Below are 24,164 nucleotides of genomic sequence, written 5' to 3'. Positions count from 1 at the left end.
AGTGAGCAAATGATGTCGACTGCCTTCCAGATACACACTCCAGCCCCGTCCGAAGATGGCGAGCTCATCGGCTTCTCCATCGTGGCGGACGGCGTGGCAGGCAGTGGCTTTGTGTCGCGTTCGGCACTCGATGCGCTGGCCCAGGGCCAGATCGGCAGCCACCTGGGTATTTTCGAGCGGAATCTTGGCCGTATCCAGGAGGCGGCATGGGCGAAATGGTCCGCGGACCGCTCGCTGAACCCCGTGTTGCTGGAAGAGCACGACTTCTGAAACCTTCGCCTGGCGATTTGTCTGGCGCCAGGCGCATGCCGGCCCGGGATTGGCAACTCGTGCGTGTCAGGTCTGGGAGAACGTGCGCACGAGCTTGGTCTTGAGCGGCCAGGGGCGGGCCGCGAGGATCCAGATGCAGAGCAGTGGGCCGATGAGCGGGATCAGCGCCAGGTAGGCGTACAGCCCACCAAAATGCGCGGCCTTGAAGACCTTCCTGAATGGGAAGAACCACAAAGCTTCGAAGAGTAAAAATCCGAGAACGTAATACATCATGGTCATGCGTCCTGTACGGCTGGCTGGCGTGGCATCTGCGCCGCGCTGCAGCATTGTAGAGTCCCTTTGCTGACTCATAATCCCGCCGCTTTGGGGGATTTTGGAGCGCGGTGCGTCCATGACTGTGTAGTATTCGCGTGATTTACCGCAGCGCCCGCTGCGCCACGGCAACCAGTGCCACACCCACGCAGGCGAAGGCCAGCAGCGCGAAGAGATTGCTCACCGCAATCAACTGCGCTTGTTGGTCGATCAGTGCCGACCAGCGTGTCAGCGTGGCGGCATCGAAGCCGTCGGGCAGGTCGAACGGGGTGATCCGGGCCACCAGTTGCGTGCGCGCCATTGCCTCGCCGTACTGGAGCCACAGGCTGGCTACGCCGGTGCCGCCGGCCGTTGCGATCTGGCGCATGATGTTCTTGAACTGATACGCGTGCGCAAAATCCTCGACACTGAAGTCCGCATAGGTCAGGCCTGCCACCAGTGCCAGGATGAAGGGCGTGGTCAGGCTCTGCAGCGTCAGGGCCGGCAGCAGGACGGCCATGGATGCCCCCGGCATCATCCGCTGGCTCAGGAGCCAGGCCGCGCCGGCAAACATGAAATAGCCCAGGGCGATGTAGCGCCGCTGCCCCTTCAGCCTCGTGCCCGCATAGGTAAAGGCGCAAAGACCCGCAAAACCGATCAGCCCGGTGATGGTCAGGACCTTGCCCGCGGTCTGGAACGTGAAGCCCAGCCCGGACTGCAGCGTGCTGGGCACTACATATCCCCACAGTCCGTTGAGGAAGTAGTACAGGGTGTAGAAGCCTAGCCCGACCAGGTAGCGGCGGCCGAACAACAGCTTGGGATTGAGCCAGGGATCGGGATGGCGGTGCTGGTGGATGAAGACGCCCGCAACAAGCGCCAGTCCGGCGAGAGGGGTGATAGCCACCGATGGCGAACTGGTCAACTCATAGAAGCGCAGGTCGCCCAGCCCGTGCAGCAGGACCAGCGCGCCCGTGCCCAGCAAGATCACTGTAATCCAATCCATGCCGCCGACGTCCACTTCCCACGGTGCAAGCGATGCCGCGAGCCGTCGTGGGTACGAGACGAACACCAGCAGGATCGCCGCGGCCGACATGCCTGCCTGCACCGCGAAGATCATCCGCCAGCTCGCATCCTCCACCAGCACCGCCGTGAGCCACGGGGCCAGCGCCGCCAGGCCCATGCCGCCGGCATTGAAGCCGAGAAAGAGAGGGCGGCGCTCTTCGCGGGCCGCCACCAGCTGGATGATGATGCGTGAGGCGGTGAACAAGCCGCCGGCGCCGAAACCTTGCACGGCGCGCGCCAGGCTCAGTTCCAGTGGCGTATTGCAAACGGTGCACAGTACGGCGCCCACGGTGGCGATGGCCAGGCCGAGCAGGGTATAGCCGCGATAACTGATGTCCTGCGCGATGCGCCGCAGCACCAGGTTGGCGGCCATGGCCGCGGCGGCATAGGACGTGAGGCTCCAGAGAAAATCCTCCGGCGAGGCGTGGATGCCGCCCCGGATGTGCGTACCGGCGACGCCCATCATGGATGACGCCACGAAATCCACGCCAGTAGCGCAGCCCAGCGTGAACGCAAAGAGATATACCTGCGCCGGTGACAGATCGGGGTGCTTGGCCAACGTCGCGCTGCCAGTTGCCATGACGGTCTCGTCCATCGCGTGAATGCAATCCGCGGTCCGGTCCGCTCGCATCTGGACGCTGGGGCAAGCCGGGCCGAAGCACCGTGCGGCGAGCGAGGACGGCCAGCATTCCCAGTATCGGCCAAATGAGCGGAGCGCCCAAGCCGAACATCGGGAGCGTGTTTCAGGACCGCCGTGCGTCGTGGCGACAATCGCTCGGCGCGCGCCATGCCGCCCTGGCGCCGTCCGGCTCACGGCAAATGGTTATATCCCTGAACGATGCCCGGATATTGGGCGCGAGTTTGCGCGCCAATGGTGATACCGCGCACGGGTCTACGTTATCGAAACGGTTCGCGCTGGGATTATTATTCTGCGCATTATCGAGATAATGCACGCCTTGACGGTGGGGCGAATCGCTGCAGTCCCGTGCGGAAAGATCCAGGCTCTGCCGGAGAGGCGGTTCATACGCCTGTATTCCCGCCCGACAACATATTGTCTTGACTCAGGCTGCCGGATTGGCCGGAAAGCGGAGGGCAAGACGCGGCGCGAGTATGCCGGGACGAGGCGCGGCGTAACGGGTGTTGGTTCGCTTCCCCGCATTGTTCACCGTGGTTTAATTGACAAGTACCTTGCTGCGGAACATCATCGCTCGGGGAAAATAATCGCACCTCCGCGCAAGGATGTCGTCCGTTCGTCGGCGATAGCGCGTGGAAGGTCGCCAGTCCGACGAGGAACCGGGGTCATGATGATTTCGCTACGCCGAATAACGAGTGCGCTTGCGCTCGGTCTGCTGTTGTCCGCCTGTGCCACGGGCCCGCAATCGTCCGCCGTGCCGCAAGCCTCCTCGCTGCCGTCCGATGCGGCCAACAAGGCCTTGTCGACCGAGGTATTCGTCTACGCCTATCCACTGGTGCTGATGGATGTGACGCGCGAAGTCATGACAGCGCGCACGCCCGTCAATACTTTCTCGCACAAGCGCAGCTTCCCGGACGCTTCTTTCACCGAGGTGGTCAGCCCGAATGCGGATACGCTTTATTCGACGGCATGGCTGGACTTGTCCGCCGAGCCGGTGATCCTGTCGCTGCCCGATACACACGGCCGCTATTACCTGATGCCGCTGATGGACGCATGGACCAATGTCTTCGCGTCTCCAGGCAAGCGTACCACCGGTACCAAGCGGGCTGTGTTTGCCGTAACCGGTCCTAAATGGAAAGGCACATTGCCAGCGGGTGTAAAGGAAATTCGCGCCCCCACGGATATGGTGTGGCTGATTGGCCGTACCCAGACCAACGGCAAGCAGGATTATGCGGCGGTCCGCCACTTGCAAGACCAGTATCGGCTGATGCCGCTCTCGGCATGGCAGCGGGGTGGCAAGGCGCGGCCCAAGGCCACGCAGCCAAGCCTGACCGAAGCGGTTGCCGTGGACGTGGAGACGCCACCTGTGGAGCAGGTGGCAGCCATGGACGCGCAGGCGTTCTTCACGCGTTTCGCAGCGCTGCTGCCCGCCAATCCGCCCGCGGCGGCCGACGCCGCCATGGTGGAATCGACCAAGAAGCTCGGCATCGTCCCGGGCATGCCATTCTCCGTAACTGCGATGGAGCCCTCGACGGCGCGCGCGGTGCAGGAAGGCGCCACGACCGCCCTGGCGGGCATCGTCGCAGCCGCCAGGCGCGGCGGCGAGCCGGGGATTCAATGGACCGTGCACCGGGATCTCGGCAATTACGGTACGTCCTATGGCAAGCGTGCGGTGGTGGCATGGGTGGGGCTGGGCGCCAATTTGCCGGAGGACGCGCTCTACCCCATTACGCGCGTGGATGCCGCGGGCCAGCCGCTGAGTGGCGCGCATCGCTACCGGATGCATTTCAACAAGGGCCAGATGCCGCCGACCGATGCCTTCTGGTCATTGACCCTCTACAACAGCAAACAGGCATTCGTCGCCAATCCCCTTGGCCGCTACGCCATCGGCGACCGCGACCGGCTCAGGTATAACCGCGACGGCTCGCTCGATATCTTTATCCAGAACGCCCGCCCGCAGGGCAGCCGCGCCGCCAACTGGCTGCCGGCGCCGCCAGACGCCTTCAACCTGACGCTTCGCGTGTATTGGCCCCGGCAAGCGATGCTGGACGGTGCATGGAACGCGCCCGCGGTGGAACGGGTGGATTGATTTCCGGGCGGTTTCAGCCACAGGAATGAGAAAAACCCGCCTTGGCGGGTTTTTCTCATCAGGATGCCAGCGAACTGCCTGCCGGCTCAGAACTTGTATTTGATGCCGGCGTAGAGCGCGCGGCCGGAACCCGGGTAGAACACCATGGTGTTTGCGGTCCGGGCATCGGTCACGGTGCTGAAGTCGCTCACATAGCGCTTGTCGCCGAGGTTGCGCGCGTCGAGGAAGACTGTCACGCCGCGCTGGAATTCATAGCTGGCTTGCAGGCCAAACAGCGCATAGCCGGGTGCGCGCAGCGTGTTGGCGTAGTCGACATAGGCGCCGCCCGGCACCCAGTCGATGGTGCCGGCCACGCGCAGCCCGGCCGCGCGGCTGTAGGCGATGGTGGTGCGCAGCACGTGCTCGGGCACGCCGGCGATGCGGTTATTGCCGTACTGCGGATCGTTGTCGAAGCGGAAGTCGCTGTAGTTCCACAGTTGCGACAGCGTGAGCTTGTCGCCCGAGCCGAACACGTTTTGTAGCACGTCGCTCGAGACGCCAAGCTCCACGCCTTGCAGCGTGGTGCGGTTGGCGTTGAAGGTGGCGGCCGGGATATTCGGGTTTGTGGTGTATTGCAGCAGTTGGTCGCGTACCAGCGAGCGGTACGCGGTCACGTCCCAGGAGAATCGCTCGCGCTTGCCGCGCGTGCCCAGTTCCAGCGTCCAGCCGTGCTGGGCGCTCAGCGGCACGAAACGGGTGGTGGCCGCGAAGGTCTGGGTCAGGTCGGTGAAGTCGGGCACGTCCGCGCTGCGCGTGATGTCGGCAAAGGCCTGCACGTCGCGAACCGGCTCCCACAGCACGCCGAACTTGGGGTTCACGCCGCTATAGGCGACGCTGTCGGACTTGGCTGTAGGGTCGGCCGGCAGACCGCCGTAGTCATGGTAGTTGCGGACATTGCGGTAAGCCTTGGCGCCCGCCATCAGCGCGACAGTCGGCGTTACGTAAAGACGGTCTTCGAGATAGGCCTCGTAGTTATACGCGTCCTGCGCCGCATTGAGCGTCTGGGCGCCACGGTTGCCCGCGTTGTTGATGTACTGGCGCGCATCGTTGTTGCCACCGAAGAAGCGCGCGCCGACGATAAGCTGGTTGCGCAGGCCGCCAACGGTCTGCGTGCCGGTGTAGCGCGGGGCGAACCCGTAAGTCCAGGAGTCCTGGTCGATGACCTGGAAGATCGGGTGGTACAGGCTCTTGTGGATGACCCAGGTGGTGAAATCGAGCTGGCCGCTGTCGAGCTTGACGGTGGTCACGTTGGCAACGCGCTCGGTACGCGTATTGCGCGCCTGGTCGCCGGCCACCGCGGCGGGCGAGGCCTTCGTCGGATTGTTCAGTGCATCGGACAACGATAGCGAGCCGGGCAGCTTCTGGTCGACGATATAGGCACCGAGGTAGAAGCGCGTTTCCACCGCCGGGCTGAAGCGGTAGCCGAAGTTGGCATTGAACTGCTCGTACTGGCCGCGCTCATGAGCGCGGTAGCCATCGGCGTGGTTGACGCTCAGGTTGGCCAGGAAATCGAAAGCGCCGATCTGGCGCGAGACCTGGCCGCTGGCGCGCACGGTGCCGAAGCTGCCGCCGTCCACGCGCAACTGGTTGGGCGCGTCGGCGGTCAGCGCGGTGGGCGTGGTGAAGTTGATGGCGCCACCCAGCGTGGTGCTGCCATAAGCCAGCCCATTGCCGCCCTTGTAGATTTCCGCGGCGCTCAGGCCGAGCGGATCGATCTGGTAAAAGTCGCCGCTGCCATCCGCGAAGTTGGTGGGAATGCCGTCTTGCAGGATTTCGAGGCCGCGCGTGTGATAGCCGCGCGCAATGCCCGACCCTCGAACGGATAGCCGGAGTTCCTGGCCGTAGCGCTCCTGCACATAAACCCCTGGCGCATCCTTGAGGACGTCGCGCAGGTTGCTGGCGTAAGTGTCGCTGTAGGACGCAGCGTCGACAAAGCCTACCGAGCCGGCCGTCTGGTCCAGCGCCTGTTTCTGCTGCTGGACATTCGGCACGGTCAGCGATCCCGGCGCCTTGGCTGTCACTGTGGTTATGGGCAGTGTGACAGCGGCGTCCGCCGGGGCCGGGCTGGCGGCTTGTGCGAGGGCGGCGCTGGTGAATGCCGCGGCGGGCAGGGCGGCGGCACGCCGCTTCCAGTGTCTGGCTCGTTTCATGTTTTCCCTTGTGACGCCGGACCTGCTTGGGGCCGCGCCTTTTCGTCGTGCTTGGATAGGCGCGTACGATACGGAAGACCCCCTGCCGCGCGCTATGTGACACAGTGCCGCATTAATTGCACCAGGGCACATCCGGCGATGTGGACGGCAGGGCGAAGCCGTTCCTTTTACCCGTCGGGAAACAAAAAACAGCCAACTTTCCGGCATGCTTCGCACACCGGAAAGCTGGCTGACGTATTTGCTAACTCGATTTAATTCGATTTAATTCGATTTAATTCGATCTAAGCCGGCTTCATTCGATGCCGGGTTGCTCAGGCCGCGTGGCTCACGCAATCGACACAGCCCGCTGCGTGGCCCGTGCCATGCTGTGCCGCGTGTCCGCCGAGGCCCGCCCGGCGGGTGGTGCGCTGCCAGGTGGGGGCGCCCGTCTTGCCGATCTGCTCGCGCAGGCTGCGCGCGGCGGCCACCATATTGGCCAGCGCGGCTTCGGTTTCCGGCCACGCGCGCGTCTTCAGCCCGCAGTCCGGATTGACCCACAGGCGTTGCGGCGGGATGACCTCGCAAGCCCGTTCGAGCAGGTGCGTGATGGCTTCCACGCTCGGCACGCGCGGCGAGTGGATGTCGTACACGCCCGGTCCGATCTCGTTGGGATAGTCGAACGCACCAAAGCCTTCGAGTAGTTCCATGGCCGAGCGCGAGGTCTCGATGGTGATCACGTCGGCATCCAGCGCGGCGATGGCGGGCAGGATGTCATTAAATTCGGCATAGCACATATGCGTGTGGATCTGCGTTTCGTCCGCCACCGATGCGGCCGAGATCTTGAACGCGTGCACCGCCCATTCCAGGTACGCTGCCCAGTCGCCCTTGCGCAGCGGCAAGCCTTCGCGCAAGGCGGGTTCGTCGATCTGGATGATGCGGATGCCGGCCTGCTCCAGGTCGGAGACTTCATCGCGGATGGCCAGCGCGAGTTGCAAAGTGGTGGTGGCGCGCGGCTGGTCGTCGCGCACGAAAGACCATTGCAGCATGGTGACGGGACCCGTCAGCATGCCCTTCATCGGACGCTCGGTCAGTGATTGCGCATAGCGCGTGGTTTCCACCGTCATCGGCTCGGGGCGGTACACATCGCCGTAGATCACGGGCGGCTTGACGCAGCGTGAACCATAGCTCTGCACCCAGCCGTTCTCGGTGAAGGTGTAGCCGCACAGTTGCTCGCCGAAATACTCGACCATGTCGTTGCGCTCGGCTTCGCCGTGCACCAGCACGTCCAGTCCCAGGGCTTCCTGCTTGCGCACCGCGGTCTCGATTTCCGCACGGATGCGTTGCAGGTAGTCCAGCGCGCCGATCTCGCCGCGGCGGTAGGCGGCGCGCGTCTGGCGGATCGCGGTCGTCTGCGGGAAGGAGCCGATCGTGGTGGTCGGCAGCGCCGGCAGCTGCAGCGCGGCGCGCTGGCGTTCGATGCGGGTCTGGAAGGGGCTCTTGCGTTCCGCCATGGCGGCGCTGACCGCCGCGACGCGTGCCTGCACCTGCTGGTTGACCACGCGGCGCGAGCTGCGGCGCGAGGTGAGTGCGGCATCGGTAGCGGCAAGCTCGGCGGCTACCGCGGCCTCGCCTTCATTCAGCGCGCGCGCCAGCACTTTCACTTCGGCCAGCTTTTCGGTGGCGAAGGCCAGCCAGGTCTTGATCTCCGCATCGAGCTTGTGCTCGGCATCGAGAGAAACCGGCACGTGCAGCAGCGAGCAGGACGGCGCGACCCACAGGCGCTCGCCGAGTTCGGCGTGCAGCGGCGCCAGGATGGCCAGCGCGCGGCGCAGGTCGGTGCGCCAGATATTGCGGCCGTCGATCACGCCGGCGGATAGCACCGCATTGGCCGGCAGCACCTTGCGCCAGGCGTCGAGCTGCCGCGGCGCGCGCACCAGGTCGATGTGGAAGCCTTGCACCGGCAGGGCGGCAGCGCGTGCCGCGTGGTCGGCGGCGCTGTCGAAATAGGTGGCAAGGAGCAGCTTTACGCCGGAGCCGGCCAGTTCGGCGTAGGCGCCGTCATACGCATCGAGCCACGCCGGCGCCAGGTCCAGGCACAGCGCCGGCTCGTCGATCTGCACCCATTCGATGCCGCGCTCGCGCAGGCGGGCCAGGATGCGGCCATAAGCGGCCACCAGGCCGGGCAGCAGGCTCAGGCGGTCGAAGCCGTCGACATGCGTCTTGGACAGCCACAGGTAGGTGACCGGCCCGATCAGCACCGGCTTGGCCGTCAGGCCCAGCGCCAGCGCTTCTTCCACTTCATCGAAGAACCAGTCCACGCCGCCATCGAAGCGGGTATCGGGTGCGAGTTCGGGGACCAGGTAGTGGTAGTTGGTGTCGAACCACTTGGTCATTTCCATGGCGGGCTGCGCCTTGTTGCCGCGGGCCAGCTCGAAATACTGCGCCAGGCTCAGTTGCCCGGGGTCGAAGCCGAAACGCGCGGGCAGGGCGCCAAGCAACGCACTCAGGCTCAACACCTGGTCGTAGTAGGCGAAGTCGCCCACCGCGACGCTGTCCAGCCCGGCTTGCGCCTGCGACTGCCAGTGACGCTGGCGCAGCCCGGCCGCCACCTGGCGCAGGCTGGCTTCGTCGGTTTCGCCGCGCCAGAAGGCCTCCTGGGCGAACTTCAGTTCGCGCTGCGCGCCGATGCGGGGAAAGCCGGGGATATGGGTGCGTGCCATGCAATGCTCCGTATGTGAGATGTGACGATGGCGCCCAGTTTGGAATCCGGAGTAAAATGAATCAAGCGATAAGATTTAATCAACGTATGAATAAATTTCATATCAATACGACCAGGCGCTGCCCGGCCCAACGCAGGAGCCAGCCGTGATCGAAGTCAGGCACCTGCGCTCCCTGGTGGCGATCGCCGAGTCAGGCAAGCTGGCCTCGGCCGCCGAGCGCGTGCATGTGAGCCAGTCGGCGCTGTCCCACCAGATCAAGGGCATTGAGGCGCACTACGGCCTGCCGCTGTTCGACCGTACCCGCCAGGGCCTGCGCTTTACCCCGGCCGGCGAACGGCTGCTGGCGCTGGCCCGCGAGACGCTTGCCGCCATCAGCACGGCCGAACGCGATCTAGCCCGGCTCAAAGGCGATACGCGCGGGGAGTTGCGCATCGTGCTGGAGTGCCATACCTGCTTCGACTGGCTGATGCCCGTGATGGACGAGTTCCGCCGGCGCTGGCCGGAAGTGGAGGTGGACCTGGTGGCGGGGTTCCACGCCGATCCGCTGGCCTTGCTGGCCGAGGGACGCACCGACATGGTCATCGGCTCGCTGCCGCCGGCCAAGCGCGGACTGGCGGTGGCGCCGCTGTTTCGCTTCGAGATTCTGGCGGTGATCGCCAACGAGCACCGGCTGCGCAACAAGCGCCGGATCGAGGCGGCCGACCTGGCCGGCGAAACCCTGATCACCTACCCGGTGCCGGAGCAGCGCATCGACCTGATCCGCGAAGTGCTGGAGCCCGCCGGCATCAAGCTGCAGCGGCGCACGGCCGAGCTGACGGTGGCGGTGCTGCAACTGGTGGCCAGCCGCCGCGGCGTGGCCGCGCTGCCCAACTGGGGCGTGAAGAACTACGTCGACCACGACTATGTGCTGGCCAAGCGGATTGGCGCCAAGGGTTTGTGGAGCGAGCTGTATGCGACCACGCCGGCCGCGCTGGCGGAGCGGCCCTATGTGCGCGATTTTGTCTCTATCGTGCGCGATACCTGTGCCGCCGAGCTGGACGGGATCGAACTGCTGCCGGAGCTTGCATAGCGCGGACAGCAGCGCGCGCCGCCGCTATTGCACCAGTTGCCCGCTGCGCTCCGCCACGCCGATGCGTGCCTCGGTGCCCGCATTGAACTGCAGGAAATCCGCTTCGATGCCATCGCTGAAGATCACGCCGGACTCGGGCATCAGCGAGCGCAGCACGATCTGCTCGCCGCGCGGGATGTCGCCATACACCAGGGTGGCATCGGTGGCGCGGCTGGGAAAGGGCTCGCGCACGGCAAATACCAGCCGGTCGGTATCCCACGGCAAGGCCTGATACGGTGCGTCCGCCTGCGCGATGGCGCGCGCGCCGGTGACGATGCTCTTGAGCCAGGCCGTAGAGCCGAGCCCGGTCGAGACAATGACCCCGCTCGACGATTGCACCTCGCACTGCGCGCCGAGCCGGACCTCATAACGCGCCGAGGTGTGGCTGCGCGGGCCGATAAAGAAGTCGTTGACCGCGTACAGCACCTGCTGGTCCGACAACTCGGCGCGCGCCATGGTGACTGGCCGTGCAGGGCGGCGATCCTGCATCGCCTCGGCCAGCACGCGCGCGAGGTCGCCAGCCTGGAACGGCAACAACACGCCGTCATAGCGCGCCGGGTCGGGATTCACGCCGAGCAACGGCTGGCCATTGAGGTACTTCATGGTGTTGGCGACCAGGCCGTCCTGGCCCAGCGCGACGACGATGTCGTCCGGGCCGAACAGGAAATTAGGCAGGAACTGGCGGTCCACCACCTGCCTGCGCAGGTAGCGCGACAGCACGGCGGCGACCTGCTCGCGCGCGGCCAGGTAGGTGTCGTGCTCGCGCCGGTAATCGGTGATGTCCGCGCCCAGGTGCTCCAGGTAGAAGCGTGCCTGCGCCAGCGAGTGGTAGCGCGCCAGCAGTTCTTCCAGCCGCGTCTTGCGCGTCACCAGCACTACCTTGCGATCGGCGGCTGTGCCCATGTGTCTTGCTCCCTTTGTCCCGTATGGTCTCAGCCGCGGCCCTTGGCCTGCGGTGCCAGCAGCGACTGCAGCAGCTCCGGCGACATGTTCAGCTGCCCGATCCGCTCCGCCTTGTCGGCAATGCCGCCAAAGGCCTGCGCGATCAACTGGCCTGGGGCCATGCCCGATGCGGCCAGCGCCTGCACGATGCGCGCGTCTGCGCCCTGCAGCGCCTGCATCACGGCGCCAAGGCGGTGTGCCTCGGCCTCGGCGGTGGTGCGGGTGTTATCGGCCTCCAGGCCCACGAATTCCTTGCGGCGCGCTTCCAGCGCGATCTGCGCTTCCATGCCACTGGCTTCGAGTTCGGCCTGCTTCTTTTGCACCGCGGCTTCGGCTTCCATCTGCGTCTCGCGGATGGTGCGCTGCTTGAGTTCCACGGCGACTTCAGTGTCGAGCTCGCTCTCCTTGATGGCGCGTTCGTTTTCCACCGCGGCGTTACGGCGCGCGTAGATGGCGTCGTCGGCGGCTTTCAGGATTTGTTCGCGGACTTCGGCTTCCAGGGCGCGCGCGGTTTCGGCGCGCGGCTTGACGGCCACCATCGAGAACGAGAGGATTTCCAGCCCTAAAGCGAGCACGTCCGGCTGGCTCTTGAGCGCGCCTTCGACCTGGCGCGCCATGCGGTCCGAGGCCTGCAGGGCGGAGCGCAGCGTTTCCGCGCTAACGGCCTGCTGCACCAGCACTTCCACCACGCCTTCGACGCGGGTGCGCAAGTTCTGCGGATCCTCGGAAATGTAGTTGCGGCCATCCGGCTTGAGCGCGAAATTGAGCATGGCGGCTGTCTTGCGCGGCTCTGCGATGCGATAGGAGAGATTGCCCTGCACCGTGACGGACTGGAAATCGGTGGTGATCAGCTCGAAGATGTAGGGCAGGATCTGGCTGCCCACCGGCACCGCCACCAGCGAGGTGGTGGGCGCGTAGTAGTAGAACGACTGGCCGCTGCCTTCGCGGACGATCTTGCCGCTCTTCATCTGCATCAGGTAGGTGGTGGGATCTGCCTTGATGAATCGGATGCCGAACATGGTGGTCCTTTCGCGTGGTGTCTTTGATTGCCCGCATTCGGTGGCGGGTATTAAGTGTGTCTGTACCACTAATATAAGTGGGGCTGTGACACTTGTCAACTTATAATCCGGCCTGAACAACCTGCCGCAAGGAGCGCACAGCCCTATGACGAAGCCCGCCGCGCCCGCCTTCGGGCGCCCGCTGACCACCGTGGACGTGGTCATCCTTACCATCCGTGCCGGGGCCTTGCAGGTGCTGCTCGTGCAGCGCCCGCAGTTGCAAGGCGAGCCTTTCCCCGGGCAATGGGCCCTGCCGGGCGGTTTCGTGGACATCGAACGGGATCAGGATCTGCAGGGGTGCGCGCTGCGCAAGCTGGCGGAGAAGACCGGAGTGAATAGCCCGTATCTGGAACAGGTGGGCAGCTGGGGCAGCGCCAAGCGCGATCCGCGCGGCTGGTCCACCACCCATGTGTACATGGCCTTGCTGGCCGATGCCACCCTGGCCCCGCAGAAGGGCGGCAATGCCGCCGACCTGCGCTGGGCGCCGGTGGAGGGCGACGGCGTGTCCGTGCCGCTGGCCTTCGATCACGCCGACCTCCTGGGCGCGGCGCTTGGGCGCGTGCGCGGCAAGACCGAATACACTTCGCTGCCCGCGCACCTGTTGCCGCCGGACTTTACGCTTGGCGAGCTGCAGCACGTCTATGAACTCGTGCTGGGCCGGCCGCTGGAGAAAAAGGCTTTCCGGACCCGCATGCTGGCGGCGGGCCTGTTGGAAGAGCTCGGCACGCAGAAGGAAACCGGGCGGCGCCCGGCTTCGCTCTACCGGTTGCGAGCGCAGTCCGGGCTGGTCTATTTCACGCGGAGTTTCGAGCAGCGCGAGCGCGCGTGAATGTCCGCTGGCTACGTTGGCGCCGGATCCGATCGAAGGGCAGGGATGCCCATCACGGTATCGTCGATGGGGAAGTGCAATATCGCCGCCAGCAGCCCGGCGACTGCCGTGGCGCCCCATACCAGCGAATAGGAACCGGTCACGTCAAAGACGAAGCCGCCTAGCCATGCACCCAGGAACGAGCCGGCCTGATGGCTCAGGAAGCAGACGCCGAACAGCGTTCCCAGGTGGCGTGTGCCGAAGATCTTCGCCACCAGCCCGCTCGTCAGCGGCACGGTCCCCAGCCAGGTCAGGCCCATCACGGCGGCGAAGATAACGACCGAGGCGGAGGTCTTCGGCACCAGCAGGAAGGCGCCGATGGCCACGCACCGGACCAGGTAGAGCCAGCCCAGCACGTACTGCTGGCGAAAGCGGCCGCCCAGCCAGCCACATGCCCAGCTTCCCAGCATATTGAACAGCCCGATCAGGGCCAGCGCCGTCGCCCCCAGTCCCATGGGCATATGGCAGAGCGTCAGATAGCCCGGCAAATGCGTGGCGATAAAGGCAAGCTGGAATCCGCAGGCGAAGAAGCCAATGGTGAGAAGGCGATAGCCGGGGTGCCTGCACGCCCTGGACAAGACTTCACGCAGGGAAAACGCCTGCGGCTCCGCCAGTGGCGCGCGGCACGCATCCCGGCGGTCCAGAAGGATCCCGAATGGCGCCACCACGAGCATCAGGAGCGCGAATACGAACAGCGACGCCGATACGCCCGATGTTTCCCGCACCGCCTGCGCAAGCGGAACCATGAGGACCTGGCCGAGCGATCCGCCGGCACTCGCCAGGCCCATCGCCATGCTGCGCTTCTCGGGGGATGCCATGCGGCCAACCGCCGACAGGACGACGCCGAAGCTGGTGCAACTGATCCCGATGCCGAACAGCAGGCCGATGCCGACGACTAGCATGGCGCCCGACGGTGCCATGGCCGCGAGTGCCAGGCCGGCGGCAATGCTGAGCGCGCCGGCGGCAACCACCGGCGCGGACCCGTATCGGTCGGCCGCGGCACCCGCGAACGGTTGCGCGAATCCCCACGCCAGATTGTGAAGCGCGATCGCGAACGCGATCACGGTGACAGGCATCCCGCGGTCGAACGACAGTGGCCCGATAAATAGCCCGAAGGTCTGCCGGATACCCATGACGACGCTCAGGATGAGCGCCGCCGACACAACGACGAGCGTTGCCGGGTGCGTTAAAGATGCAGCTTGCCTGCTGGGTGCCGTCAACATGGTGTTTGGCCCTCCTCGTGCCGCCAATACTGGCAGCGGAGGAGCGATGCGGCAAAGGAAAAGATCTTGACGACAGGTGAGGGAAATTCACCTGTGCTATCGCGGATCGGTGCGCGATGCGCCGGCTTTGCCTGTGGCTTTGCTATGGAATTGAAACGGCGGCCGAGGCGCTGTCCTCGAAGGCCCCGGCTTCGCTCAGCAGCCACTGCCTGAAGCCGGAGAGGTCGGGCCGGTGATCCGCGCCCGCCGCACTTACCAGCCAGTAGGCGGTCCGGGCGGAGACCACTTCGGGCCCGATTTCGACCAGCGCCCCGCTGGCGAGATCGCTGTCGACCAGCGGCCGCCTGCCCAGCGCGACGCCAAGGCCCGCGCTGGCCGCTTCGAAGGCCAGCTGGATCGTATCGAAGCGCAAACCGCCGGATGACGCGATCCCGGCAATGTGCGCGGCATCCAGCCAGGCCTGCCAGTCTTCGCTCGCGGGGTTGACGTGGATCAGCGTCGCGCGCCGAAGGTCCATGGTGCCGTTTGCATCGAGCAAGCTGTCGCGATAGGCCGGGCTACATACCGGGACCAGCTGCTCGCCGAACAGCCGGGTCCAGCAAGCGCCAGCGGTGGGGGCCCGGCTCATCCGGATGGCGAAATCGAACCCGTCGGCGGGAAAACCGACCAGCCGCTGCGAGGTGTCGACGGTGACATTGATATCCGGCCACCGCGCGCGAAAGCCATGCAGGCGCGGCAACAGCCAACGCGATGCCAGGGTGGGCGCGCAGCTCACGGCGATCGTGCGGTTTTCCCGTTGGTTCGGCAGGCGCTGTGTCCCGGTTTCGAGCAGGGAGAATGCCTTGGACACGTAGGTCAGGTAGTCCGCGCCCGCCGGCGTCAGGGACAGCCCGCGGGGCTCGCGGATAAAGAGCTCGACGCCGAGCGACTGCTCCAGTCCGACGATCCCGTGGCTCACCGCGCTTGGCGTGACGCTCAACTCCGCGGCAGCGAGCTTGAAGCTCTGGTGGCGCCCGGCGGCTTCAAATAAGCGAAGGGATGAGAGCGGCGGCAAACGACGTGGCATGACGCATTCCGAACGACCGGCTGGCACGGTATCCGCCGCGATGTGGAGGCACCGCGGCGCAGGGGACGGCGCCCGGAGCGGGCGTCACCGAGCCGCGCGCTGACCATTTCCGGCATCGGCGGCTCAGATGCATTCTAGCGAAGATTCCATGGCGACCGGCTGCGCCGCCGGTACGGCGCGTTTTGCCGGCGCGGGGGCATCCGGCACTTCGAGCACTTCCAGCACTTCCTGCACGTCGAGCACATCGGCGCCGTTTTCCAGCCGCTTGACGAACAGATCCAGCAGGTTCGCATCGCCGGCGGCGACCGACAGCGTGAGCTGGTGGGGCGCCGCCGCGTGGCCGAAGCGCATGTCGAGCAGGCGCAGCCCGGTGCGGCGGGCGTTGGCGAGCGTCCATTCGATGGCGCTGAAAAGGTCGCTGCGTTCGAGTTGCACTGCGAGGTTCAGGGTAGGCATGGCGTCGGCACCGGTGGGGGAGGCGGGTGTGAAGTTCATGCGGCAAATTTACCAGCGGGGCCCCAGAATGAGCTTCTTTATTGTCTTCGGTTTTGCGTAATTTGGAGATGGATTATCTATATATGATAGATTGAGCAGTAACTTCATCTCTTGTAGTGGCAAAAACCATGGCAACCACCCCGAAGCTCGATGAAACGGACCGGCGCATCCTGCGTGCGTTGCGGCGCGATGGCCGGCTCTCCAATCTCAAGCTGGCCGAGCAGGTCGGCTTGTCGCCCACGCCCTGCTGGAACCGCGTGCGTGCCCTGGAGGAAAGCGGGGTGATCGAGGGCTATGCGGCGCTGCTGAACCAGAAGGCGCTCGGCTTGCCCGATACCGTGCTGATCGAAGTCACGCTGGACCGGCACGATGACGACATGCTGGATCGCTTCGGGGAAGCGCTGGCCGAACTGCCGGAAGTGATGGAAGCCTACCTGCTGACCGGCGAATACGATTACCTGATCAAGGTGGCGGTGGCGGGCACCGAAGGCTACGAGGAGTTCCTGCGCCACAAGCTCTACAAGCTGCCGGGTTTGCGGCACAGCCATTCCACCTTTGTGCTGCGTTGCATGAAGCGGGAGCCGTCGGTCGCGCCTTGAGAGCGCTTCAGGCGTCAGGCTGATTCCAGGTATCGGTGGACATCATGGCTGCCAGCGGGCGCCCCTGCCGCCAGCCTTCCACTTCCAGCATCGGCGCGGGATAAAAGGCCTGCACCGGCCCCAGGCAGAGAATGGCGATAGGCTGCGCGCCCGGCGGCAGCTTCAGCAGCGTGGCGAGCGCGTCCGGCGCGAACATCGAAACCCAGCCCAGCCCGAGATTCTCCACGCGCGCCGCCAGCCAGAGGTTTTCAATGGCGCAGGCGGCGGAGCATAGCGCCATCTCGCGCGGCATGGTGCGCCGGCCAAACACGGTGCCATCGTCGGGCGCCAGCGCAACCACCAATAGCTCGGCGCATTCGCGCACGCCTTCCACTTTCAGGCGCAGGAACTCGCCGTCACGCTCGCCCAGCGCCATCGCCGTGTTCTGCCGTTCGGCCTCGACCAGGGCGGCAATTTCCCCGCGCAGGGCGGGATTGGCGATACGGATGAAGCGCCACGGCTGCATCAGGCCAACCGAGGGGGCGCTATGCGCGGCATGGAGGAGGCGCAGCAAGACGGCCTCGTCGACCGAAGCCCCCGCAATGAAGTGCCGCATGTCGCGGCGCGAGGCGATGAGGCGGTAGAAGCTCTGCTGCTCGTCAGGTGAGAAAACGGCGGGAGGGCAGTCGGCTATGGTCGCGGGCATTGCGTGAGGGACGCCAAAGCCGGCATTGTAATCCTGTGCGGAGGCGGGCAAGCGAAGAGGGCGAACCTGAAGATCGCCGATGTTGTTCGCGCGGATAAACGGTCAGGGCACAGGCTTGGACATCTCCGCTGGCGCTCGCTATCAACCCATCCATGGATTCACGACAGTCAGGCCAATTCCTTCGAAGTCCTTTCCGTTGCGTGTGGCAAGTACGGCGCCATGATGAGAGCAAATAGCCGCAATCTGGGCATCTGCCATGCTGATGGGGCGTCCGGCTTGAGCCCGCTGGGACACCAGCGCGGCGTAGTGGACGGCGGCCGCTTCGTCGAATGGAAGCACCAGTCCCGCGAATTCTTCCTCGAGCATCTGGAGCGCTGCTTCTCGTAGCCCGCTTTTTCTGCGCCCCTCCGGCAAGCGCGCAATGCCAAATAGAAGCTCGCCAACGGTCACCGCCGTTACAGCATATTCATGTTGTGAGTGCCGGTCGAGCCATCCGATGACAGCCGGCTCGGCCTGTGCCCGCATGAACTCCGACACTACATTGGTATCGAGTACGATCATTCGGGCAAATCCGCCGACCGAGGCTGTTCCTCGCGTGGGGGTAGCTCGATCCCCGGATCAGCCAGGCCTGCAAAGCGCTGGTGTAACCGGCTTCCGAATGGGCCGGGGCCAGGTGCTTTGTTCAGGGCACGACGCAGGATGACGCGAACCTCCTCTTCCATTGAGCGACCGTGCTGTGCGGCCTCAATGCGCAAACGTGCCTTGAGATCCTCATCAATATTGCGAATGGTCAGTGTCGCCATATCCGGTCTCCTATGCTTGCATTGAATGCAATGCTAGCACAGAGGTACAAGACGCAGTGCCATTCGGACACCTGTTAATGCCCGGACAGTGCAGGCAGCGCATCCGCGTGTGTCGCCAAAGGCAGGACGGTCTCCTTGTCGGCGGCAATCGCCGCGAACCCCTGCGCCAGGTCCGCCAGCAGGTCGTCGATCTCCTCCAGCCCGATATGCAAGCGGATCACCTGCCCGCGCGCCGACCAGTCGGTGACGGTGCGCGCGGCGTGCATGTCGGCGATCACAGCAAGGCTCTCGAAGCCGCCCCAGGAGGCGCCGATGCCGAACAGCGCAAGGCTGTCGATGAAGCGTTCGGCGGCATCCGGCGCGGCATCGCGCAGGGCGAACGACAGCAGGCCGTTGGTGCCGTGGCAATCACGGCGCCACAGTGCGTGTCCGGGGTCGCCGGGCAGGGCGGGGCAGAACACTTCGGCGACTTCGGGGCGGGTGCACAGCCAGTGCGCCACCGCCAGGGCGCCGCGTTCGTGCTGGGACAGGCGGGCGCCCAGCGTGCGCATGCCCCGCTGCACCAGATAGGCGTCGTCCGGGCTGACAGCGATGCCGAAGGCGTCGGCCAGCGCGGCCAACGCGGGCCAGGCGGCCTCGGTCGTGCAGACCGTGCCCATCATGACGTCGGAATGCCCGGACAGGTATTTGGTCGCGGCCATCAGGGAGATATCGGCGCCGAGCGCAAGTGGTTGGTACAGCAGGCCGGAGCCCCAGGTGTTGTCGGCCGCCACCAGCGCGCCATGACGATGCGCTATGTCGGCGACGGCCGGCAGGTCGCACATCTCATAGGCCAGCGAGCCGGGCGTTTCCACGTACACGAGACGGGTTTCGGGCCGCAGCCTGGCTTGCAGGTCGTGGCCGTCGGCGGCATAGAAGCTGGTGGCAATCCCGTGCTGCGCGAGAAAGCCTTCGGCGAGCTTGCGCACCGGCTCGTAGACGCAATCGGGCAGCAGCACATGCTGGCCGGGGCGCAGATAGGCCAACAGCGTCATTGCCGCCGCCGCCAGCCCGCTGGGAAAGAGCCGCGTACGGTAGCCGCCTTCCAGCTCGGTGACCATGTCTTCCAGTGCGAACGCGGTGGGGTTGCCGCGCGCGCCATAAGTGAAGAGGCGCTCGCTGCCGCGCCGCGCCCGCATCTCGCGCATCTGCGCCACCGAGTCGAACAGCACCGTGCTGGCGCGCACCACGGGCGGATTGACCGGCTGGCCGCCGTCCACGGAGGCGGTTCGGCCGGCGTGGGCGAGATGGGTAAGTATGCTGTGCTTTTTCATGGCCTGGCCTGGTAGGACGCCGCGCCGGGGTGGCACGGCGGTGATGACGGCTGGTGCTTGTCTTTTGTACTTTGTCATTGCCTGCGCAGGCGGCCGCAAGAGCCATGCCGGCCGCTTCGAATCCAGGCTGATCAGTCCACGCGGGCGCCGGAGAGCTTGACGATGTGCGACCAGCGCGCGATGTCGCTCTTGAGCTGCGCGGCGAATGCGTCCGGCTTGCTGGCCACCACGTCGCTGCCGCCTTCGTTGATCAGCTTCACCACTTCGGGCATCTGCAGCACCTGCGCGATGGCGCGGTTCAGGTAGGCGATACGCTCGGGCGAAGTCCCGGCCGGCGCGAACACGCCATACCAGTCTTCAAAGCGGGCATTGCGATAGCCGAGTTCCTCAAGCGTCGGGACCTTGGCGAACACACCCAGGCGGCGTGGACTGGTGACCGCCAGCGCACGCATGCGGCCACTCTGGATAAAGCTCGCCACCGAGGAGGTGGAAGTGATCAGCACATTCACCTGCCCGCCCAGCAGATCGTTGATAGCGGGGCCGGCACCCTTGTAGGGCACATGCTGCAGGGCCACCCCGCTGTCCTTGTCCAGCACCACGCCAACCAGGTGCGAGAGCGTGCCGTTGCCGGGCGTGGCAAAGGTGATCTTCTGCGGCTGGGCCTTGGCCTGGGCGGCCAGTTCGGCAAACGTCTGCCACGGCGCATTGGCTGCCACCACGATGGCCAGCGGCGCCGCGTTGATCTGCGTGACCGGCATGAAGTTCTTGACCGGGTCGAAGCCGGGGGCGCTGTACAGCGTCGGATTGACGGCCATCACCGACACCTGCGAGGTCAGCAGGGTATAGCCGTCGGGTTTGGATTCGGCCACGAAGCGCGTACCGATATTGCCGCCGGCGCCACCGCGGTTGTCTGTGACGGCGGTCTGCCCGAGCACTTCGGTGAGCCGCGTGGTGACGATGCGGGTGACGGCATCGTTGCCGCCGCCGGCCGGAAACGGCGAGACAAAGCGCAGCGGCTGCGACGGGAAACCGCCAACCGGCGCCAGCGGCTGTGCAGTGGCGGATGTAGCGGACGTGGCCATCGTGATGGCGAGGACTGCGACGGTGGCGAAAGTGCCGGCCAGTACCTGCTTGATGCGTGACATGAAGAACCCCTTTGTATGTAGAGAGATGCCAGAGCGAAGGGGGGCCGGGCGGGCTTCTGCGGCCCCGCTTGCCCCTGTGTTCCCGGAGTGCCGGGACGTCCCCTTGGCGCTGCACCGTCGAGCCGTGTGGGAATCAAAGCCAGGCGACTCGCCTTGCCGTCCGCGCGCATGGCCCGGCACGCGTGCGGGCGGGTGCCGGATGCGCGAAGGGCTCGGTCGCTGTTGGCGGGTCATGTTGCGGAACGATCCCGGGCTGGCCGGATCAGGCGAATCGGAAAGTGGCCAGTTCCTGCGCGTCAAGCTGGCCGATCAGGTTGGTCTCCCACGCCAGGTAGCGGCGCGCGGCTTCCTTGTTGCCGTCGTGGCGGTCGTGCACGAAGAACAGGAAATCGATGCAGCGCGCATCCGGCAGGCTGTTCGCCTCGTCCCCCGTGGCGAGCGTATTTCCCGCGGCCTGCCAGGCATCCACGCCGCCGGCCAGCAGGCGGACATCGCGGTAGCCGAGCACCGCCAGTTCGCCGGCAGCCAGCCCGGCCAGTCCCGGCTGGCCTTCGTCGCCGATCAGCACCAGCGGCGTGTCGCTTGGCACGCCGGCCAGGTCGCGGGCAAAGACCGGGCGGATCGACCAGCGGCTGCCGGGCACGTGGCCGGCGCGATACGCCATGCTGGCGCGCACATCGAGCGCCAGCACCTGTTGCCCGGCCAGGCCCGCGGCCAGCGTGGGGGCATCGATACGGCGCAGGGCGCGAGCCGGCGCCTGCGGACCGGCGGGCGCGGCCAGGCGGCCGCCAAGCGCCGCCTCCAGCCCGCCTTCGAGCACTACGGCGTCGTGTCCCATCTGGCGCAGCCAGCTCGCTGCCACGGTCGCACGCACACCATCGGCATCGATCAGCACGAGGCGCGCGCGCCGCACGCCCACATATTGGTCGGTGGCCTGGATCAACTGGCCGCCGGGTGTGTTCTGGGCACCGGGTACCGACCCGGCGGCATACTCCTCCGGCGTGCGGACGTCGCAAAGGAAGGTGGTGCGCGAGCGGTCGTCGAGCCACGCGCGGGCCTCGGCCACATCGATGCGAGGGACCGAGAAGCGCTGCGCCATCGCCTGCGCGGCGGTGCGGCCCGCATCGAGGCCGCGGGGCGCGGCGTTGTCCGGATAGCGCCGCGTGCCGCCGTGTTCCAGCCTGAAGTCGTTCAGGTACCAGCCCTGGGTGCCGTTTTCCAGCGCGTATACAGGGTTGGGCACGCCAAAATTGATCAAGGTCTGGGCGCCGATGATGCTGCGCGTGCGGCCGGCACAGTTGATCACGATGGGCGTGGCCGGGTCCGGCACGAGGTCGCGCAGGCGGTAGGCCAGCTCGCCATTGGGGCAGCAGATGGCGCCGGGGATATTCATCTTGCGGAATTCCGCGACGGGCCGGCCGTCAAGCACCACCGGGGCTTGCTCGCCGGCCTGCATGGCGGCCAGTTCGGCGGCCGAGACGCGGGGCGTGCCGTAATGGTGCTCGGCCAGTTCGCCGAAGGTCTTGGATGGCACATTGACACCGGCGAACAGCGCATAGCCGGCGGCATGCCAGCCCGGTACGCCACCGTCCAGCACGAACAAGCGCGTGTAGCCGAGGGCCGCCAGGGCCTGCGCGGCGCTCGGCGCCAGGCCGTCGCCATCGTCGGCCAGCACGATGCGCGCCGAAGGATTCGGGGCCAGCCGGCCTATGTCTAGTTCGAGCCGGCTGTAAGGCAGCGGTACCGCGTAGAAGGGATGGCCTTCGCCGTACTGGCCATGTTCGCGGATATCGAACAGGGCGATCTCCTCCTGGTCGTGCAGCCAGCCTTTGAGGGCAGCGGGATCGAGCAGGGTGTAAGGGGTAGTAAGGATGTCGGGCATGCGGTTCTTCAGGCAAAAAGGGGGCCTGGCCTCCTGGCCGCGCACGGGCGGGAGGCAAGCGGTAGTGCGTTGGAAAAGGGCTTCGGCAGAGGCGGGGCGGTGCGGGCGTGTCAGTGCCGCACCGCCCCGGTGCCGCTTAGCGGCGCGTCTTGACGCCCACGCTCATGGCCTGGCAACGGCCCGTTTCGAGGTCATAAGCGGTGCGGCTGGTCAGGGTTTCCAGGGCGCGGCCGTACATATGCAGGTGACGGATCACGGCTTCGCCGCGAATTTCGACCGAGTGGATGTCGTCGGGCAGCAGCGCGATGCCCGAGCCCGGGCCCACTTCCACGGTGTGCGAGTGCGCCAGCGTACCCACGCCCGGCACGCTGCCGTCGTCGGTGCGCAGGTAGACGTCGTTGTACTCGGTCCCCACCACGCCGGCCACGCAGGCCCAGGTGGTGTGGTCATGCGGCGGGATGCGCTTGCCCGGCCGCATCACGTTGAGGTACAGCGCGAAGCTCTGGTCGGGATCTTCCGCAATCAGGTAGCGGGCCTGGCGCTCGCCTTCCTCGGGCGGGGCGAATTCGCTCTCGGCCCACAGTTGCGGCCTGGCCGCCAGTTGCGCCACCTGATCCAGGACGCTGGCCAGCGAGTCACGGGTGACACCGCCGCTGGCTACGATTTCCTTGATGGATCGAATGGTTTCCCCGACGGCGGCCTGGCGTTGTTGTGCGATCGACATGTCTCTAGAATCCTTGCTGAGTCTTGATAGTTCTTGGTTTGCGGGGCGGGACGTATCTTTGTCTGGTTTCACTGTAATGAAGGCCCGTGCCCAAAACCACTTAATCACCCATGAAAACACTTAAGCAAGTCTAATGAATGCGTAATCTCGACCTGGACCTGCTGCGCACCCTGGTGGCCATTGCCGACCACGGTACCTTTGCCGCGGCGGCGGAACGGCTGCATCGCACCCAGTCCGCCGTCACCCAGCAGATGCAGCGGCTGGAGGAGCAGGTGGCGCTGGTGTTGTTCGAGCGCCAGGGGCGCGGCAAGCAACTCACACGGCATGGCAACAAGCTTGTGGAATATGCGCGGCAACTGCTGAACCTGAACGACGAGGCGTTGCGCGTGCTGCGCGAGGGCGACCTGACCGGATCGCTGCGTATCGGCGCGCCGCACGATGTGGCCGACACCATCCTGCCGCCGCTGCTGTCGCACATCGCGCGGGCTTCCCCCGCCTTGCGCCTGGAGATCCATGTCGGGCGCAGCCCTTTCCTGATGGAGTCGTTGCGGCGCGGGGAAATCGACCTGACTGTCTCCACCCGCGAAGACAGCAGCCTGGATGGCCTGGTGTTGCGCACTTCGCCCACCATCTGGGTGTGCGCGGCGGATTTTGCCTATGAGCGGGGCAGCACGGTGCCCTTGATCCTGGCCGACGAACCCAGCCTGTTTCGCAAGCTGGCGCTGGAAGCGCTCAAGGAGGCCGGCGTGCCCTGGCGCACGGCCTATTTTGCGCCGAGCCTGATTGGCATCAAGGCGGCCATCCGCGCGGGCCTGGGCATCACGGCCCGTAGTATCGACCTGCTTGGCGCCGATATGCGGGTGCTGGGCGACAAGGACGGGCTGCCGCGCCTGCCCGATGTGACGTATTACCTGTGGGCCCGGCCGAATGCGGCCAACCCGGTGGCGCGGCAGGTGTTCTCCATGCTCAAGACCACTTTGCAGCGCGGACTGGCGGCTGCATGAAAGTGGCCTGAGGTG

General features: G+C 65.9%; 22 protein-coding genes. 6 read left to right on the top strand and 16 right to left on the bottom strand.

Annotated features, from left to right (window positions below):
• Positions 1–9: 9 nt before the first annotated feature.
• Positions 10–270: a hypothetical protein gene (locus AC1DS6_RS21655; RefSeq protein ID WP_477103045.1), complete on the top strand. Its 261-nt coding sequence runs from the start codon at positions 10–12 to the stop codon at positions 268–270.
• Positions 271–336: 66 nt separating this feature from the next.
• On the opposite strand, the gene AC1DS6_RS21650 is transcribed toward AC1DS6_RS21655, so the two are convergent.
• Both AC1DS6_RS21650 and AC1DS6_RS21645 read right to left on the bottom strand, forming a co-directional pair.
• Positions 337–597: a hypothetical protein gene (locus tag AC1DS6_RS21650; RefSeq protein WP_441634923.1), complete on the bottom strand. Its 261-nt coding sequence runs from the start codon at positions 595–597 to the stop codon at positions 337–339.
• An 88-nt stretch (positions 598–685) separates the two neighbouring features.
• Complete coding sequence (locus tag AC1DS6_RS21645; protein WP_441634925.1) at positions 686–2,203, bottom strand: MFS transporter; 1,518 nt, start codon at positions 2,201–2,203, stop codon at positions 686–688.
• A 721-nt stretch (positions 2,204–2,924) separates the two neighbouring features.
• Between AC1DS6_RS21645 and AC1DS6_RS21640 the strand changes: the two genes are divergently transcribed.
• Positions 2,925–4,346, top strand: coding sequence for a DUF1254 domain-containing protein (locus AC1DS6_RS21640; RefSeq protein ID WP_441634927.1), 1,422 nt, complete (start codon positions 2,925–2,927; stop codon positions 4,344–4,346).
• An 86-nt stretch (positions 4,347–4,432) separates the two neighbouring features.
• Here the strand turns inward: AC1DS6_RS21640 and AC1DS6_RS21635 are convergent, their stop codons facing one another.
• Together AC1DS6_RS21635 and metE are read right to left on the bottom strand one after the other, a co-directional pair.
• Positions 4,433–6,535, bottom strand: coding sequence for a TonB-dependent receptor family protein (locus AC1DS6_RS21635; RefSeq protein WP_441634929.1), 2,103 nt, complete (start codon positions 6,533–6,535; stop codon positions 4,433–4,435).
• A gap of 311 nt (positions 6,536–6,846) precedes the next feature.
• Positions 6,847–9,234 (bottom strand): 5-methyltetrahydropteroyltriglutamate--homocysteine S-methyltransferase, encoded by a 2,388-nt coding sequence (gene metE, locus AC1DS6_RS21630; RefSeq protein WP_441634931.1) that lies wholly within the window; start codon positions 9,232–9,234, stop codon positions 6,847–6,849.
• A gap of 145 nt (positions 9,235–9,379) precedes the next feature.
• Between metE and AC1DS6_RS21625 the strand changes: the two genes are divergently transcribed.
• Complete coding sequence (locus tag AC1DS6_RS21625) at positions 9,380–10,303, top strand: LysR family transcriptional regulator (protein WP_441634933.1); 924 nt, start codon at positions 9,380–9,382, stop codon at positions 10,301–10,303.
• Between the two features lie 24 nt (positions 10,304–10,327).
• Here the strand turns inward: AC1DS6_RS21625 and AC1DS6_RS21620 are convergent, their stop codons facing one another.
• Both AC1DS6_RS21620 and AC1DS6_RS21615 read right to left on the bottom strand, forming a co-directional pair.
• Entirely contained in the window at positions 10,328–11,245 is a 918-nt protein-coding gene (locus tag AC1DS6_RS21620; protein WP_441634935.1) for a diacylglycerol kinase catalytic domain-containing protein, read from the bottom strand.
• A gap of 29 nt (positions 11,246–11,274) precedes the next feature.
• Positions 11,275–12,303 carry an SPFH domain-containing protein gene (locus tag AC1DS6_RS21615; RefSeq protein WP_035864275.1) on the bottom strand — a complete coding sequence of 343 codons (1,029 nt, stop codon included), beginning with the start codon at positions 12,301–12,303 and terminating at the stop codon, positions 11,275–11,277.
• A 145-nt stretch (positions 12,304–12,448) separates the two neighbouring features.
• Here AC1DS6_RS21615 and AC1DS6_RS21610 point away from each other — a divergent pair, with 145 nt between their 5' ends.
• Positions 12,449–13,171: an NUDIX hydrolase gene (locus AC1DS6_RS21610; protein ID WP_441634937.1), complete on the top strand. Its 723-nt coding sequence runs from the start codon at positions 12,449–12,451 to the stop codon at positions 13,169–13,171.
• A gap of 11 nt (positions 13,172–13,182) precedes the next feature.
• On the opposite strand, the gene AC1DS6_RS21605 is transcribed toward AC1DS6_RS21610, so the two are convergent.
• The 3 genes from AC1DS6_RS21605 to AC1DS6_RS21595 all read right to left on the bottom strand — a co-directional run bounded on the left by AC1DS6_RS21605 (position 13,183) and on the right by AC1DS6_RS21595 (position 15,994).
• Positions 13,183–14,433: an MFS transporter gene (locus AC1DS6_RS21605; RefSeq protein ID WP_477103044.1), complete on the bottom strand. Its 1,251-nt coding sequence runs from the start codon at positions 14,431–14,433 to the stop codon at positions 13,183–13,185.
• A 142-nt stretch (positions 14,434–14,575) separates the two neighbouring features.
• Positions 14,576–15,499 (bottom strand): LysR substrate-binding domain-containing protein, encoded by a 924-nt coding sequence (locus tag AC1DS6_RS21600; protein ID WP_477103043.1) that lies wholly within the window; start codon positions 15,497–15,499, stop codon positions 14,576–14,578.
• A 123-nt stretch (positions 15,500–15,622) separates the two neighbouring features.
• Positions 15,623–15,994: a hypothetical protein gene (locus AC1DS6_RS21595; protein WP_477103042.1), complete on the bottom strand. Its 372-nt coding sequence runs from the start codon at positions 15,992–15,994 to the stop codon at positions 15,623–15,625.
• Positions 15,995–16,122: 128 nt separating this feature from the next.
• On the opposite strand from AC1DS6_RS21595, the gene AC1DS6_RS21590 reads away from it, so the two are divergent.
• Positions 16,123–16,593 (top strand): Lrp/AsnC family transcriptional regulator, encoded by a 471-nt coding sequence (locus tag AC1DS6_RS21590; protein ID WP_035864287.1) that lies wholly within the window; start codon positions 16,123–16,125, stop codon positions 16,591–16,593.
• A 7-nt stretch (positions 16,594–16,600) separates the two neighbouring features.
• Here AC1DS6_RS21590 and bluB read toward each other — a convergent pair whose 3' ends face one another.
• The 7 genes from bluB to AC1DS6_RS21555 all read right to left on the bottom strand — a co-directional run bounded on the left by bluB (position 16,601) and on the right by AC1DS6_RS21555 (position 23,145).
• A complete protein-coding gene (gene bluB, locus AC1DS6_RS21585) occupies positions 16,601–17,278 on the bottom strand; it encodes a 5,6-dimethylbenzimidazole synthase (protein ID WP_441634945.1) in 678 nt (225 codons plus the stop codon).
• A 141-nt stretch (positions 17,279–17,419) separates the two neighbouring features.
• The gene (locus AC1DS6_RS21580; protein ID WP_441634947.1) at positions 17,420–17,839 is read right to left on the bottom strand and encodes a type II toxin-antitoxin system VapC family toxin; all 420 of its coding nucleotides are present in this window, start codon (positions 17,837–17,839) and stop codon (positions 17,420–17,422) included.
• Entirely contained in the window at positions 17,836–18,081 is a 246-nt protein-coding gene (locus AC1DS6_RS21575) for a FitA-like ribbon-helix-helix domain-containing protein (RefSeq protein WP_441634949.1), read from the bottom strand. The genes AC1DS6_RS21580 and AC1DS6_RS21575 overlap by 4 nt, the downstream gene beginning before the upstream one ends.
• Positions 18,082–18,155: 74 nt before the next feature.
• A complete protein-coding gene (gene metC / locus AC1DS6_RS21570; protein ID WP_477103041.1) occupies positions 18,156–19,394 on the bottom strand; it encodes a cystathionine beta-lyase in 1,239 nt (412 codons plus the stop codon).
• A 131-nt stretch (positions 19,395–19,525) separates the two neighbouring features.
• Positions 19,526–20,539, bottom strand: coding sequence for a Bug family tripartite tricarboxylate transporter substrate binding protein (locus AC1DS6_RS21565; protein WP_441634953.1), 1,014 nt, complete (start codon positions 20,537–20,539; stop codon positions 19,526–19,528).
• A gap of 262 nt (positions 20,540–20,801) precedes the next feature.
• Complete coding sequence (locus tag AC1DS6_RS21560; protein WP_477103040.1) at positions 20,802–22,421, bottom strand: rhodanese-like domain-containing protein; 1,620 nt, start codon at positions 22,419–22,421, stop codon at positions 20,802–20,804.
• Between the two features lie 136 nt (positions 22,422–22,557).
• Positions 22,558–23,145, bottom strand: coding sequence for a cysteine dioxygenase family protein (locus AC1DS6_RS21555; protein ID WP_441629092.1), 588 nt, complete (start codon positions 23,143–23,145; stop codon positions 22,558–22,560).
• 137 nt (positions 23,146–23,282) lie between these two features.
• On the opposite strand from AC1DS6_RS21555, the gene AC1DS6_RS21550 reads away from it, so the two are divergent.
• Entirely contained in the window at positions 23,283–24,149 is an 867-nt protein-coding gene (locus AC1DS6_RS21550; RefSeq protein WP_477103039.1) for a LysR substrate-binding domain-containing protein, read from the top strand.
• Positions 24,150–24,164 lie beyond the last annotated feature (15 nt).

Source organism: Cupriavidus sp. 05L310, from assembly GCF_056398185.1.
Note: the sequence above shows the minus strand (reverse complement) of the source record. Positions and strands in the feature narration are given on the sequence as shown.

Excerpts from the sequence above, each read along its gene's own strand:
- AC1DS6_RS21655 (WP_477103045.1), top strand. The coding sequence starts at position 10 with ATGATGTCGACTGCCTTCCAGATACACACTCCAGCCCCGTCCGAAGAT.
- AC1DS6_RS21650 (WP_441634923.1), bottom strand. The coding sequence starts at position 597 with ATGCTGCAGCGCGGCGCAGATGCCACGCCAGCCAGCCGTACAGGACGC.
- AC1DS6_RS21645 (WP_441634925.1), bottom strand. The coding sequence starts at position 2,203 with ATGGCAACTGGCAGCGCGACGTTGGCCAAGCACCCCGATCTGTCACCG.
- AC1DS6_RS21640 (WP_441634927.1), top strand. The coding sequence starts at position 2,925 with ATGATGATTTCGCTACGCCGAATAACGAGTGCGCTTGCGCTCGGTCTG.
- AC1DS6_RS21635 (WP_441634929.1), bottom strand. The coding sequence starts at position 6,535 with ATGAAACGAGCCAGACACTGGAAGCGGCGTGCCGCCGCCCTGCCCGCC.
- metE (WP_441634931.1), bottom strand. The coding sequence starts at position 9,234 with ATGGCACGCACCCATATCCCCGGCTTTCCCCGCATCGGCGCGCAGCGC.
- AC1DS6_RS21620 (WP_441634935.1), bottom strand. The coding sequence starts at position 11,245 with ATGGGCACAGCCGCCGATCGCAAGGTAGTGCTGGTGACGCGCAAGACG.
- AC1DS6_RS21615 (WP_035864275.1), bottom strand. The coding sequence starts at position 12,303 with ATGTTCGGCATCCGATTCATCAAGGCAGATCCCACCACCTACCTGATG.
- AC1DS6_RS21610 (WP_441634937.1), top strand. The coding sequence starts at position 12,449 with ATGACGAAGCCCGCCGCGCCCGCCTTCGGGCGCCCGCTGACCACCGTG.
- AC1DS6_RS21605 (WP_477103044.1), bottom strand. The coding sequence starts at position 14,433 with ATGTTGACGGCACCCAGCAGGCAAGCTGCATCTTTAACGCACCCGGCA.
- AC1DS6_RS21600 (WP_477103043.1), bottom strand. The coding sequence starts at position 15,499 with ATGCCACGTCGTTTGCCGCCGCTCTCATCCCTTCGCTTATTTGAAGCC.
- AC1DS6_RS21595 (WP_477103042.1), bottom strand. The coding sequence starts at position 15,994 with ATGAACTTCACACCCGCCTCCCCCACCGGTGCCGACGCCATGCCTACC.
- AC1DS6_RS21590 (WP_035864287.1), top strand. The coding sequence starts at position 16,123 with ATGGCAACCACCCCGAAGCTCGATGAAACGGACCGGCGCATCCTGCGT.
- bluB (WP_441634945.1), bottom strand. The coding sequence starts at position 17,278 with ATGCCCGCGACCATAGCCGACTGCCCTCCCGCCGTTTTCTCACCTGAC.
- AC1DS6_RS21580 (WP_441634947.1), bottom strand. The coding sequence starts at position 17,839 with ATGATCGTACTCGATACCAATGTAGTGTCGGAGTTCATGCGGGCACAG.
- AC1DS6_RS21575 (WP_441634949.1), bottom strand. The coding sequence starts at position 18,081 with ATGGCGACACTGACCATTCGCAATATTGATGAGGATCTCAAGGCACGT.
- metC (WP_477103041.1), bottom strand. The coding sequence starts at position 19,394 with ATGAAAAAGCACAGCATACTTACCCATCTCGCCCACGCCGGCCGAACC.
- AC1DS6_RS21565 (WP_441634953.1), bottom strand. The coding sequence starts at position 20,539 with ATGTCACGCATCAAGCAGGTACTGGCCGGCACTTTCGCCACCGTCGCA.
- AC1DS6_RS21560 (WP_477103040.1), bottom strand. The coding sequence starts at position 22,421 with ATGCCCGACATCCTTACTACCCCTTACACCCTGCTCGATCCCGCTGCC.
- AC1DS6_RS21555 (WP_441629092.1), bottom strand. The coding sequence starts at position 23,145 with ATGTCGATCGCACAACAACGCCAGGCCGCCGTCGGGGAAACCATTCGA.
- AC1DS6_RS21550 (WP_477103039.1), top strand. The coding sequence starts at position 23,283 with ATGCGTAATCTCGACCTGGACCTGCTGCGCACCCTGGTGGCCATTGCC.